This is a genomic window from Mesorhizobium sp. B4-1-3, assembly GCF_006439355.1.
Classification (GTDB): Bacteria; Pseudomonadota; Alphaproteobacteria; order Rhizobiales; family Rhizobiaceae; genus Mesorhizobium.
Map to the genome: position 1 here is coordinate 1 of NZ_VFTG01000040.1, position 12,214 is coordinate 12,214.

At 64.4% G+C, this 12,214-nt stretch carries 10 protein-coding genes and 3 pseudogenes; 6 read left to right on the top strand and 7 right to left on the bottom strand.

Annotated features, from left to right (window positions below; all coding sequences use genetic code 11):
- Window positions 1-109 precede the first annotated feature (109 nt).
- Window positions 110-708: pseudogene (locus FJW06_RS28200) on the bottom strand (LysE family translocator).
- Window positions 709-807: 99 nt separating this feature from the next.
- On the opposite strand from FJW06_RS28200, the gene FJW06_RS28205 reads away from it, so the two are divergent.
- Complete coding sequence (locus FJW06_RS28205) at window positions 808-1,674, top strand: LysR substrate-binding domain-containing protein (protein ID WP_140756712.1); 867 nt, start codon at window positions 808-810, stop codon at window positions 1,672-1,674.
- A gap of 12 nt (window positions 1,675-1,686) precedes the next feature.
- Here the strand turns inward: FJW06_RS28205 and FJW06_RS28210 are convergent.
- From FJW06_RS28210 to FJW06_RS28225, 4 genes and pseudogenes are all read right to left on the bottom strand, one after another.
- Window positions 1,687-2,272: pseudogene (locus FJW06_RS28210) on the bottom strand (glutathione S-transferase family protein).
- Between the two features lie 152 nt (window positions 2,273-2,424).
- A complete protein-coding gene (locus FJW06_RS28215) occupies window positions 2,425-3,075 on the bottom strand; it encodes a dihydrofolate reductase family protein (protein WP_140756714.1) in 651 nt (216 codons plus the stop codon).
- Window positions 3,076-3,329: 254 nt separating this feature from the next.
- Window positions 3,330-4,172: a methyltransferase domain-containing protein gene (locus FJW06_RS28220; RefSeq protein ID WP_140756775.1), complete on the bottom strand. Its 843-nt coding sequence runs from the start codon at window positions 4,170-4,172 to the stop codon at window positions 3,330-3,332.
- A gap of 37 nt (window positions 4,173-4,209) precedes the next feature.
- Window positions 4,210-5,562, bottom strand: a complete 1,353-nt coding sequence (locus FJW06_RS28225) for an Nramp family divalent metal transporter (RefSeq protein WP_140756716.1) — start codon at window positions 5,560-5,562, stop codon at window positions 4,210-4,212.
- A gap of 296 nt (window positions 5,563-5,858) precedes the next feature.
- Here FJW06_RS28225 and mntR point away from each other — a divergent pair, with 296 nt between their 5' ends.
- The 4 genes and pseudogenes from mntR to FJW06_RS28245 all read left to right on the top strand — a co-directional run bounded on the left by mntR (window position 5,859) and on the right by FJW06_RS28245 (window position 9,122).
- On the top strand, window positions 5,859-6,317 hold the full coding sequence (gene mntR / locus FJW06_RS28230) for a manganese-binding transcriptional regulator MntR (RefSeq protein WP_140756718.1): 459 nt from the start codon (window positions 5,859-5,861) through the stop codon (window positions 6,315-6,317).
- A 94-nt stretch (window positions 6,318-6,411) separates the two neighbouring features.
- Window positions 6,412-6,599 (top strand): annotated as a pseudogene (locus FJW06_RS28235) (hypothetical protein).
- A 176-nt stretch (window positions 6,600-6,775) separates the two neighbouring features.
- Window positions 6,776-7,696, top strand: a complete 921-nt coding sequence (locus tag FJW06_RS28240; RefSeq protein WP_140756720.1) for a neutral zinc metallopeptidase — start codon at window positions 6,776-6,778, stop codon at window positions 7,694-7,696.
- A gap of 157 nt (window positions 7,697-7,853) precedes the next feature.
- Window positions 7,854-9,122 (top strand): TCR/Tet family MFS transporter, encoded by a 1,269-nt coding sequence (locus FJW06_RS28245; protein WP_140756722.1) that lies wholly within the window; start codon window positions 7,854-7,856, stop codon window positions 9,120-9,122.
- 14 nt (window positions 9,123-9,136) lie between these two features.
- Here the strand turns inward: FJW06_RS28245 and carA are convergent, their stop codons facing one another.
- Entirely contained in the window at window positions 9,137-10,342 is a 1,206-nt protein-coding gene (carA, locus tag FJW06_RS28250; protein ID WP_140756724.1) for a glutamine-hydrolyzing carbamoyl-phosphate synthase small subunit, read from the bottom strand.
- A gap of 263 nt (window positions 10,343-10,605) precedes the next feature.
- Here carA and FJW06_RS28255 point away from each other — a divergent pair, with 263 nt between their 5' ends.
- Window positions 10,606-11,055, top strand: coding sequence for a GatB/YqeY domain-containing protein (locus FJW06_RS28255; RefSeq protein ID WP_140756726.1), 450 nt, complete (start codon window positions 10,606-10,608; stop codon window positions 11,053-11,055).
- A gap of 9 nt (window positions 11,056-11,064) precedes the next feature.
- Here the strand turns inward: FJW06_RS28255 and FJW06_RS28260 are convergent, their stop codons facing one another.
- Complete coding sequence (locus FJW06_RS28260; RefSeq protein ID WP_140756728.1) at window positions 11,065-12,063, bottom strand: hypothetical protein; 999 nt, start codon at window positions 12,061-12,063, stop codon at window positions 11,065-11,067.
- Between the last annotated feature and the right edge of the window lie 151 nt (window positions 12,064-12,214).

Below are 12,214 nucleotides of genomic sequence, written 5' to 3' on the forward strand. Positions count from 1 at the left end.
TCTCGTCATCCTCAACGCAAAGGCACGCGACGCGAGAACCGAGTTCGCAAATGCAACTTGACACGCCAGATAGTCGCTCTCCCCACTTTCGTGGGGCGAGGAACCAGCGTTAGGCGGGCCGCCACATCTGCAGGATCGAGGCGGCCAGCAGCAGGCCGAGCACGATGTTGAGCGCGCGCCACTGGCGCTCAGTCTTGAGAAGGCGGGCAAGCAGGGTTCCCGCCACGCACCACAGCGACAGCGAGAAAGCCGCGGCCAGGCCGAACACGGCGCCCAGCAGCAGCGCGAGTTGCAGCGGACCATCCGCAAGGGCCGCGAAGGACGCGGCGGCGCCGAGCCCCATCGCCCAGCCTTTCGGATTCATCCACTGGATGCCGGCGCCGCCGAAAAAGCTGTTCGGCTTGGCCATGCTGATGTCGAGGTTGGGCGGACCGCTGCGGCCGATCTTGATCGCCAGCCAGATCAGATAGAGCGAGCCGGGGATCTTCATGGCGAGCTGCAGGGATGGAATGGCGGCTAAAGTCCAGCCAGGCCGGCCGCGCCCGCTGCCGCCACGGTCGCCAGTCCGGCGGCGCTGCCGGCCATCAGCGGCACGGAACGGCGAAAACCGAATTGCGCGCCGGAGGCGGTCGAGAGCGTTGTGGCGATGCCGGGCGTCGCGGTCGAGATCAGCGCGAACAGGACCAGCGGGATGATGGTTTCGGACATGCGGGCTTCCCAGTCGAACAAGCCGGCATGCTTAGGCGCTTCGCGACATCAGTAAATGCAATGTTTGATATGGTTTGCATTAGCAATTATAATGTCGTCATGATCCGCGATCTCGACACGACCCTCATCCGCACCTTCGTCACGACGGCCGACAAGGCCAGCATGACGGCGGCCGCCAACGCGCTCCACCTGACGCAGGGCGCCGTCAGCCAGCAGGTCAAACGGCTGGAAGAGGTGCTGGGGCAAAGCCTGTTCGAGCGGGACCGCCGCGGTTTGAAGCTGACGCGGGTGGGTGAGCGGCTGCTCGACAAAGCCAGGCGCCTGCTGCAGCTCAACGACGAGATCCTCACCGAAATCAGGAGCGGGGCCGTTGCCGGACAGGTGCGGATCGGCGTGCCTTACGATCTCGTCGGCACCCTGCTCGCGCCCGTGCTGAAAGCCTATGCCGAAGCCTATCCTCAAGTGGAAATATCGCTGGTCTGCGCCTCTTCGCCGGAACTCGCGGCGGCCTTGGCGGCCGGCACCATCGACCTTGCCGTGATCGAGGAGCGCGTCGGCCCCAGCGCCGGCGAATGCCTGCTCGTCGACCGGCTGGTCTGGGTCGGCGCCAGGGGCGGGGCGGCGCGCCTGAAGCGGCCGCTGCCGGTCTCGATCGTCGCCGACACCTGCGCCTTCCGGCCGGCGGTACTGGCCGCGCTCAGCGAGAATGGGCTCGATTGGCGCACCGTGTTCGAGAACGGCAACATCGATGCGACGACCGCGACGGTGCGGTCGGACCTCGCCGTGACCACATGGCTCGCCTCGACCGTGCCGGCCGATCTCGATATCCTGTCCGATGCCGGTCTTCCGCCGCTGCCGAATTTCTCGGTCAACCTGCATCTGCCGAAACATGCCACCGCGCCAGCCGCGAAGGCTTTCGCCAGCCGCATCCGCGAAGGTCTTTCGCGCTATCGCCAGGCGGCGTGACGCGACCGCCGGTCAGGCATCCGCTGCCGCCCTGGCGATCGCCAATTGCGCTTCGAATGCCCGCTTGAAGGCCGGCCGCGCCTCGCCGCGGGCGACATAGGCGGCAACGTTAGGGAATTCGTTCAGCAGTCCCGATCGCTGCAGCCGGCGCAGCACGCCCACCATGAAGGTCGCCGGCGCTGAAAGCGCCATCGAGCCAGTCGCAATCGCCGAGGTAGCGGGAGAGCTCGGCCAGACGCTTGCGGATCCGGTCGTCGACCAGGGGCAGGCGCTCATCGTGCCACGGCGCATCGCGCTCAAGGATCACGGCGGTCGCGCGCTCGAGGATCGGCGGCTCCACCGTGCTGTAGGCGGCGAGCATCCAGGCGACCGCGCGCGCCCGGGCGTTCGCATCATCAGGCAACAGGCCCCCGTGACGCACCGCGATGTGGAGGACGATCGCGCCTGACTCGAACAGAGCGAGATCGCCTTCCTCATAGGTCGGGATATTGCCGAACGGGTTGAGCGCGAGATGCGCGGGCTGCTTCATACCGCCGAACGAAACGAGACGAACGTCATAAGGCTGGCCGACTTCCTCGAACGCCCAACGGACTTGCATGTCGCGCGCCAGCCCTCTGCCGCCGTCGGGCGAACGTTCAAAGGCGGTAATGGTGGGGATCGTCGGCGTTCCTGACCGTTCGGTCGTCGTTGCGAAAGAGGCTTCCTAATCGGACGCCCGGCGGGCCTGGCCCGCCGGGCGACAGCCTTGTGCTACTTCCAGGTCCTGCGCCGTTCGAGCTCGGCCTGGGAAGGCTCCTGCTGGGCAAACGAGCCCGTACGGATTTCGCCTCCGCGCTCATAGGTCGCCATGATGACGCCGGTGGTGGAAGCCTGCGATTTGACGAGCTTGAAGGCCGCGGGCATCGCGTTGTCGCCGAACAGCCGCTTGCCCTTGCCCAGCAGCAGCGGGAAGATCATCAGCCGGATCTCGTCGATCAGCCCGTTGGCGAGCAGGGTCTGGATCACATTGCCCGAGCCCTGGATGAGCAGGTCCGGCCCGTCTTCCTGCTTGAGTTCCTTAAGCCTCGCAACGATGTCAGGCCCGAGCGACTTCGTGTTCTGCCAGGTCAGCGAATCCGGCCGGTGCGTCGCCACATATTTCGTCGCGGGGTTGAAGACATCGGCGATGGCGTCGTTCTGATACGGCCAGTACGCGGCGAAGATATCGTAGGTTCTGCGGCCGAGCAGCAGGTCGAACGGCTTGGAGAACAGTTCCTCCATTGCCCTGCCCGCCACCTCGTCGAAGTAATGAAACGTCCAGCCGCCAAACTTGAATCCGCCGACCGGATCCTCTTCCGGACCGCCGGGCGCCTGCATGACGCCGTCGAGGCTGACAAACGTGGCGGCGATGATCTTGCGCATCTTTATTCTCCCTTTCGCTGATCCGCGCCGTCGCGGCCGGATCTCTGCCCAAAGCGTTCTACGCAATCCCTGACGGAAACCGCTTCGCGCTTTTCCTGGAATTGTTCCTAGATCGTGATGGCGTTTCGCTGAATCGCCATCACGGCCTAACTCTTTGTTCGAGCATGATCTTTCTCGAAACCGGTTCCCATTTTTCGGGGTCATGCTTCTAGGACGAACGGCAAGGCCGCTTTCCGACACGGCCTCGCAAATTTCTATCGCGTGTCGTCGACTCGAATGGTGCGTGACGAGAACCAGACCTCGCCGAACACGGCGGTCGCGGTGCGGTCCGGCGCCTTTGTCGCCGTCAGCCATATCGAGCGGGTGCGCACAGCGCGCTCGCGGGTCGGTATCTTCGCGCCCGGCTCGGCGGTGGAAGCGCCGACGCAAGGAATGAACCAGGAGCCCATGAAGGGCCGGCAGGCAAAGCCGTTTTCCAGGCGGGTGATGAGGACCGCGAGGCCGACGGTTTCGGAGGGACGCCACGGAAAGATCATGCGGCCGCCGGGTTTCAGCGCTTTCAGCCATGCGGCGGGCGGGGCGACGACGCCGGCATTGACATAGATGATGTCGGAGGACGGCAACGGATTGGCGACCGCGTCGGCCTGGACGATTTCGACGTTGTCGTAAGCCGCAAGATTCGCTTTGGCGCGTGCGGCAAGGTCGGGCTCGAGCTCGAAGGCGGTGACGCTGCCGCCCGGCTCGACCAGTCTCGCCAGCAGCGCCGTGTAATAGCCTGTGCCGGCGCCGATATGGGTGACGGCCTCGCCAGGTTTCGGCTCCGCCTTGCCGAGCCACATCGCGTGCAGCAGCGGCTCGCCATTGTTGATGCCCTTGCCGGCATCGAGCACGACGAGCACGTTCTGGTAGATGTAGCGAGGGTCGGCGCTCGGCGTCTCGAACCGGCCTTCGCCGGCAAACACCGTCCATGGTCCTGGACCCAGGAACGCCTCGCGCGGCACCGAGGCGAACACTTCCTCGACGCGCGGGTCGGCTGACCGCGCCTGCGCGGCCATCAGCCTGGCGTAGAATCTGCGGGCTTCGTCCGGTTCGGCCATGGCGCCAAGAATAGCGCGTCCGGCTGGAATGTCGCGCTCAGCCGGCGATGGTGTCATAGAGCAGCTTGAAGTTGAGAACAAGGATGACGGCCGCCACCATCCAGGCCAGGACCGCGACGGCACGCGGTATGGCGAAACTGCCCATCTTCTTCTTGTCCGACACGAACTGCACCAGCGGAATGACGGCGAACGGCAGTTGCATCGACAGCACCACTTGGCTGAGGACCAAAAGTTCGGCCGTGCCCTTCTCGCCATAAAGCGCGGTGACGGCCACCACCGGGACGATGGCGATGCCGCGCGTCAACAGGCGGCGCGCCCATTGTGGGATGCGCAGCCGCAAAAAGCCTTCCATCACGATCTGGCCGGCGAGCGTGGCGGTGACGGTCGAGTTGAGGCCGGAGGCGAGCAGCGCAACCGCGAACAGGATCGAGGCGATGCTCAGGCCCAGCAGCGGCGACAGCAGCTCGAAGGCCTGACCGATCTCGGCGACATCGTGATGGCCGGTGTCGTGGAAAGCGACCGCCGCGACGATCAGGATCGATGCGTTGACGAACAGCGCCAGGATCAGCGCGATGGTCGAATCCGTCGTCGCCCATTTGATGGCGTCGCGCTTGCCGGTCTCGGTACGCTCATAGGCGCGAGTCTGCACGATCGAGGAATGCAGATAGAGATTGTGCGGCATCACGGTGGCACCGATGATGCCGATGGCGATGTAGAGCATCGCCGGATTGGCGACGATCTCGGACGACGGCACGAATATCGAATGCAGGATGGTGCCGGCCGGCGGCGCGGCGACGAAGATCTGAACGGCAAAGCAGCCGAAGATGATGATCAGCAAGGCGACGACGAAGGCTTCAAGGTAGCGGAAGCCCTTGTTCATCAGGAGAAGCACGAGGAAGGCGTCGAGAGCCGTGAGGATAGCGCCGCCGATCAGCGGAATGCCGAACAAAAGCTGCAGCGCGATGGCCGTGCCGATCACCTCGGCGAGATCGCAGGCGATGATCGCCAGCTCGCAGGCGATCCAGAGCACCAGATTGACGGGGCGCGGATAATAGGCGCGGCAGGCCTGGGCGAGGTCGCGGCCGGTCGCGATGCCGAGCCGCGCCGCCAGCGCCTGCAGCAGAATTGCCATTAGGTTCGACAGCATGATGATGAAAAGCAGCGTGTAGCCGAACTGCGCGCCTCCGGCGAGGTCGGTCGCCCAATTGCCCGGGTCCATATAGCCGACCGAGACCATGTAGCCCGGCCCCATGAAGGCAAACAGGCGGCGGAACCAGACGCCGGTCCGCGGCACCGCGACCGACGCGTTCACCTCCCGCAGGCTGGGCTGCTCGTCATCGGGCCTGTCGAATCGCCAGGCGGGTCGGGCTGCTGCATCGGCATCGGACATTGGGATTTCCGCTGGAATTATCCAAGTGCCTATTACCTATGTCATGGCTCAACATATGCAATAAGCTATACTTCATTGATCATGCTTTCGTGATCCGCGGGAGCAAGTTCCAGAGAAGGCGGCGGCAAACGCCGGTTGCGCCCGCGTGGGAATGCAAATAAACGGCCGGATCATCAGGAGGTTTCGTGTTATGGATGCGGGTCCCGATTCAGCCAACGAGATGGTCATGATGTCGTTCGAAAACCGGTTCAGACTTTTCGGCATCATGCTCCGGGACAGGCCAGGAGGAGCGCATATTGGCGCTTAGGAACAAACCCGTTCGACGCGAAGAGCCGCTTCCCGATGCCGAAATCCATTCGGAAGGATTCAGGCAGCAGCGCCAGGCGCGCCGCAGCGCGCTGGTCGAGGACTATGTCGAGCTCATCGCCGATCTGATCGAGGACGGCAACGAGGCGCGGCAGGTTGATATCGCGGCGAGGCTTGGCGTCGCGCAGCCGACAGTGGCCAAGATGCTGACCAGGCTGTGCGCCGACGGGCTGGTCTCGCGAAAACCCTATCGCGGCGTGTTCCTGACCGAGTCCGGCCGCAAGGTCGCCGAGGAAAGCCGCATCCGCCACCAGACGGTGGAGGCCTTCCTGCGCTCGCTGGGCGTCAGCGCCGAGACGGCGCGCATCGATGCCGAGGGCATCGAGCACCATGTCAGCGCCGAAACGCTGGACGCCTTCCGCCGGGCGATGACGCATCGCCAGGCGTAGGTTTCGATCCGCCCGAGCGTATCGAAGCGGAACCGACGCATCTCCGCTTCATTGTTTCCCACATCGCGCGATTATCACGTTTAGGGAGGAAGCAATGGGTATCGAACAGGCACCGACCGCCAAGGGAAAGCAAGCGGCCACAGGATTGCGGCAGGCCGCCGCCGGGGGCGGGCGCAAGACCGAGGCCGAGACCGGCCATCGGCTGAAGAAGGGCGCGGCGCATTCGAGGAACGTTCGAAAAGTTCGGACGGCAAAGGCGCCGGCGCCAAGCAGAAAAGCTGAGATTTTCAGCCGGTTTATACGGAGTGGAAATTAACCGGCCCGATGGGAGTTTCCTCTGACCACGCGTTTTTCTGGCGCGAAAAACTCTGTGACTTAGTTCAGCCGTTGCGATAATTGTCAGCACGGGGCGGTCGCGGGCCAGCCCCACCGGGACATTCGCATTGCGAGGAGTTGCCATGCTTTGGAGAGGCCGTCGTCAGAGCGACAACATCGAGGACGAGCGCAGCGATAGCGGCGGCGGGCTCGGCGGCGGTTTGGGCGGCGACGGCCAGTTCCGCATCCCAATCGGCGGCCGGACGGGCGGTGGCGGCAGCATCCTACTGGTTATCCTGGTCGTGCTCGCGGGATGGTATTTCGGCTTCGATCCGTCGCAGATCCTGGGTGGCGGCGACGGCGGCCTGCTGCCGGGCGGCGGCGGTCAGATCACCGAGACACAGGACAGTGGAAACGCGCCCGCCAATGACGAGATGAAGCAGTTCGTCGCAACCGTGCTGGCGGAAACCGAAGACACCTGGACCGGCATCTTCAAGTCTCAAGGGTTGACCTACGAGGACCCCAAGCTGGTGCTGTTCAGCGGGCAGGTTCGTTCGGCCTGCGGTTTCGCCTCGGCGGCGGCCGGGCCGTTCTACTGCCCGGGCGACCACAAGGTCTATCTCGACATGACCTTCTTCCAGCAGCTCGACCAGCAGTTCGGTGCCTCCGGCGAGTTCGCGCGCGCCTATGTGGTTGCGCATGAGGTCGGCCACCATGTGCAAAACCTCACCGGCATCATGAGCAAATTCAACCAGATGCGGCAGGGCATGAGCGAGGCCGACGCCAACCAGCTCTCCGTGCGCATCGAGCTTCAGGCCGATTGCTTCGCCGGCGTGTGGGCGCATTACACCGCGCAAAAAGGCATATTGGAGCAGGGTGACATCGAAAGCGCGCTGAACGCCGCCAAGCAGATTGGCGACGATACGCTGCAGAAGAGGATGCAGGGCTATGTCGTGCCGGAAAGCTTCAACCATGGCACCTCGCAGCAGCGGCAGACATGGCTGGCGCGCGGCTACAAGAGCGGCAAGCTGTCCGACTGCAACACGATGACCGGTCCGATCTGAGGCGGCGCCCGCGGCTTCTTTACCGCTGAGATCGGCGATCGAAGCGCTGGCAAGGGATGTCAGGATAAGGCATTTGCCTTCGTTCGCGTATTGTTCCCGCCGGCGACGTCGCCTATAAGGTGCCTCCCGCCTCGGGCGGCCTGAGGAGCTTGTCGCCATGATCGACCCGAAAACCGCCAAGCGGGGCCTTGCGCTCGTTTTCACGACGCTGCTGCTCGACATCATCGGTTTCGGCATCATCATGCCGGTGCTGCCGGCCTATCTCGAGGAATTGAGCGGCGTCGGCGTCAGCGAGGCCGCGATCGAGGGCGGCTGGCTGTTCTTCGTCTACGCGGCGATGCAGTTCTTCTTCGCGCCGATCATCGGCGGCCTGAGCGACCGTTTCGGGCGCCGGCCGGTCCTGCTCGCCTCGGTGCTGACCTTCTCGATCGACAATCTGATCTGCGCCATCGCCTGGTCCTATCCGATGCTGTTCATCGGCCGGGTGCTGGCCGGCATTTCCGGCGCGAGCTACTCGACGACATCGGCCTTCATCGCCGACATCTCGAACGACGAGAACCGGGCGAAGAATTTCGGCCTGCTCGGCATCGCCTTCGGCGTCGGCTTCGTCATCGGCCCTGTGCTGGGCGGGCTGCTCGGCACGTTCGGGCCGCGCGTGCCGTTCTATTTCGCCGCCGCGCTTGCCTTGGTGAATTTCCTGATCGCGACGATGTTCCTGCCGGAGACGCTGGACGAGAAGCACCGGCGGCCTTTCGAATGGAAGCGCGCCAATCCCGTCGGCACGCTGATCCAGATGCGCAATTATCCGGGCATCGGCTGGATCGGGCTTGTGTTCTTCCTGATGACGCTCGGCCACATGATGTATCCTGCGGTCTGGGCGTTCGTCTCGAACTACCGCTATGGCTGGAACCAGCAGCAGATCGGCTTCTCGCTCGGCGCCTTCGGCCTGTGCGGCGCAATCATCATGGCGACGGTGCTGCCGCGGATCATTCCGAAACTCGGCGAATGGAGGACGGCGGCGATCGGCCTGACCTTCACCGCGCTCAGCGCCTTCGGTTATGCGTTTTCGACACAAGGCTGGATGATCTATGCGGTGATCGTGGCGGGCTGCCTGGAAGCGCTGGCCGACCCGCCGCTGAGGAGCCTCGCCGCCGCCAAGGTGCCGCCTTCGGCTCAAGGCGAATTGCAGGGCGCGATGACCTCGATCTTCTCGATCACCTCGATCATCACGCCGCTGCTCTACACGGCGATCTTCTCCTGGTTCACCAGCCCGACGGCGCCGGTCGTGTTCGGCGGCGCGCCCTATGTGCTCGGCGCGATTTTCTTGACGCTGGCGGTGATCGTCTTCGTAACGAAGGTGGCCAAGCCGACGCCGAAGGAAGTCGAGCGCATGCATACCCAGGAAGCGGTCACCGACGCTGCTTAGGTCGGTTGTTTGAACTAGGCGCGTTCGGCCAGCGCTTCCTCGCCGCGCCGTTCGCGGATCAGGTTGACGAAGCGGCGGAAGAGGTAGTGCGAATCCTGCGGGCCAGGCGAGGCCTCGGGATGGTGCTGCACCGAGAAGACTGGCCGGCCGGTCAGTGCGATGCCGCAATTCGAGCCGTCGAAGAGCGAGACATGGGTTTCCTCGACGCCTTCGGGCAGCGAGTCGGCATCGACGGCGAAACCGTGGTTCATCGACACGATCTCGACCTTGCCGGTGGTGTGGTCCTTGACAGGATGGTTGGCGCCGTGGTGGCCCTGATGCATCTTTTCGGTCCTGCCGCCGAGCGCCAACGCCAGCATCTGGTGGCCGAGGCAGATGCCGAACACCGGGATGTCGGTCTTCAAGAGGTTCTGGATCACCGGGACGGCATACTCGCCGGTCGCTTCCGGGTCGCCGGGGCCATTCGACAAGAAGATGCCGTCCGGCTGCATGGCCAGGATCTCGTCGGCGCCGGTCTGGGCCGGGACGACGGTGACCTTGGCGCCAAGCCCCGCCAGCAGGCGCAGGATGTTGCGCTTCACCCCATAGTCGATCGCCACGACATGCATCGACGGTGCGTCCTGCTCGCCAAATCCCTCGTTCCAGGCCCAGGGCGTCTCGCGCCAGACCGAGGACTGGCCGGACGTTACTTCCTTGGCAAGATCGAGGCCGATCAGGCCCGACCAGGCAGCGGCCTGCCGCTTCAAATCCTTGATATCGAAGACGCCGTCGGGCGCATGGGCGATGACGGCATTGGGCATGCCCTTCTCGCGGATCAGCACGGTCAGCGCGCGGGTATCGATGCCGGACAGCGCGACGATGCCGCGCCGCTTCAGCCATTGGTCGAGGTGGCCGGCGGCGCGATAGTTGGACGGGTCGGTGACATTGGCCTTGAAGATCGCGCCGACGGCGCCCGCGCGGGCTGCCGGGTTAAGGTCCTCGATGTCTTCGTCATTGGTGCCGACATTGCCGATATGCGGGAAGGTGAAGGTGACGATCTGGCCGGCATAGGACGGGTCGGTGAGGATCTCCTCGTAGCCGGTCAGCGCGGTGTTGAAGCACACTTCCGCAACGGCCGATCCGGTGGCGCCGAGACCGCGGCCCTCTATCACCGTGCCGTCGGCGAGCACCAGAAGGGCGGTCGGCTTTTCGGTGGCCCAGGGGGCGGTGGTCGTGGCCATGGCGGCACTCCTGTCAGGGCGCTGCGACTGGTCAGCGGGACCACTCGCGCAGCAAAGCGCGCGAAGCAGGATTTACCAGCCTCCGCGCGTCAACTCATTGTCTCATGCAGGACCAAGTACATAGGCGAAGGCACCCGAACGGTCAATGCGGACGCCGCCAACCAGCCCTGTTTTCCATTCGTGCAGCAATATCAGCGGCTTGCCGGAATTTGCGTTGCCCGTTCGGCAAAGCTATTGTCCGCCGCATTCGAAGGAGAAGCACGATGCGCGAGAAAATCGCCGAATCCATGAAGAGCGCGATGAAGGCGCAGGACAAGCACCGCCTGCCGACGCTGCGGCTGATCCAGGCCGCTATCCACGATCGCGACATCGCCAATCGCGGCGCCGGCAAGCCGCCGGCGAGCGAGGAGGAGATCCTGCAGATCCTCGCCAAGATGGTGAAGCAGCGCGAGGAATCGGCCAAGGCCTTCGAGGACGGCAAGCGGCCCGAGCTGGCGGCGCAGGAGCGCGGCGAGATGCAGATCATCCGCGAATTCCTGCCGACGCAGCTCGACGACGCGGCGATCCAGGCCGCCGCGCGCGAGGCGATCGCGGCGACCGGTGCCGCCAGCCAGAAGGACATGGGCAAGGTGATCGGAGCGCTGAAGCAGAAATATGCCGGGCAGATGGACTTCGCCAAGGCGAGCGCCATCGTCAAAGCTCTGCTTCAATAGAGGACAGCCTCAGTCCTTGCAGATCGGCACCGGCTGCGGCGGCGGCGCCGGATGGTCCTTCTTGTACTGGGCGATGATCGGCTCCAGTGTCTTTTTCGGCCAGAATTTGGGCGCGCCGATCTCCTTCAGGCAGGAGGCGTTCCAATAGGTGCCCGCGGCTGAGAGCGCCTGGCCGGCGGCCTTGGCCCGCGCGACAGCGGCGATGTCGCGCGATTCCGGATAGATGTAGAGCGTCGTCGGATTGTTCTTCACGAGCGGGATGATCTGCTCGGCATCGGCGGGCGACCAGCTGGTGCAGCCATTGCTGCGGCCGCCGGCATAATTCACCAGCTTGCCGAACGGGACGAAGCCGTCATGGTCGGCGTAGGAACTGCTCGGGTCCTTGCGCAGGCACATGCCCCTGAGCAAGGCCGCCGGATGGCCGCCGATCACGCGCTGCCTGGCGTTCGCCGCTTCGCCTTCGCCGTCGAACTGGATGAAGGTGCGCATGAACACCGCGTTCTCAGCGCCAACCCGGTAATAGCCCTTGAAGGACGTCTTGGTTTCGGCGGTCATATAGTCGCCGCCGGCCGTCAGCTCGGAGTCCATCGCATTGCCGAAATTCTTCGCGCAGCGTCTGCCGTTGGAAAAATCGGCGACGCCCTTCAGGTTGCGGCCGCCGCCATGGCCCGAGGACACCGCACGGAAGATCTGCTTTTCTTCGCAGATGACGTAATAGCGCTGGCCGAGCACGCTGTTGCCGAGGTCGCCGGGACGCGTGGCATCCATGGCGAAATAGCAGGGGTTGCTGACCGAGCCCTCGCTGACCTTCTTCTGGTAGAGCGCGCGCGCCCGCTCCAGCACGACCCGAGAGATCTGGCCCTCGCCGTCGCCGACGTGGCGCTGCAGCCAGGCGGGAATGGTCGACGGCCGCAAGGCCGCGAACGAGCTGACCGATGCGGTCAGAGCGGCCAGGACCGCGACAAGACAGAAGATGGCCGCGCCCAGCGGAACAGATATCAACCGCACCCTCTTGCCCCTCCCGTCGAAATGTCTCGCACCCATGAATCAGCCGGGTCGATCATAGAAGGTTTCGCACACATCGGCGAAACACATCTAGTTTAGCGACGCCTTTTGCAGGTCGGATTTTCGGCCAGCTTCGATTGAGCTATGATCTGAT

What these genes read in the sequence shown, in the direction of transcription:
- FJW06_RS28205 (WP_140756712.1), top strand. Translation starts at nt 808, where the DNA reads ATGATCCGCGATCTCGACACGACCCTCATCCGCACCTTCGTCACGACG.
- FJW06_RS28245 (WP_140756722.1), top strand. Translation starts at nt 7,854, where the DNA reads ATGATCGACCCGAAAACCGCCAAGCGGGGCCTTGCGCTCGTTTTCACG.
- FJW06_RS28255 (WP_140756726.1), top strand. Translation starts at nt 10,606, where the DNA reads ATGCGCGAGAAAATCGCCGAATCCATGAAGAGCGCGATGAAGGCGCAG.
- FJW06_RS28240 (WP_140756720.1), top strand. Translation starts at nt 6,776, where the DNA reads ATGCTTTGGAGAGGCCGTCGTCAGAGCGACAACATCGAGGACGAGCGC.
- FJW06_RS28215 (WP_140756714.1), bottom strand. Translation starts at nt 3,075, where the DNA reads ATGCGCAAGATCATCGCCGCCACGTTTGTCAGCCTCGACGGCGTCATG.
- FJW06_RS28225 (WP_140756716.1), bottom strand. Translation starts at nt 5,562, where the DNA reads ATGTCCGATGCCGATGCAGCAGCCCGACCCGCCTGGCGATTCGACAGG.
- FJW06_RS28220 (WP_140756775.1), bottom strand. Translation starts at nt 4,172, where the DNA reads ATGGCCGAACCGGACGAAGCCCGCAGATTCTACGCCAGGCTGATGGCC.
- carA (WP_140756724.1), bottom strand. Translation starts at nt 10,342, where the DNA reads ATGGCCACGACCACCGCCCCCTGGGCCACCGAAAAGCCGACCGCCCTT.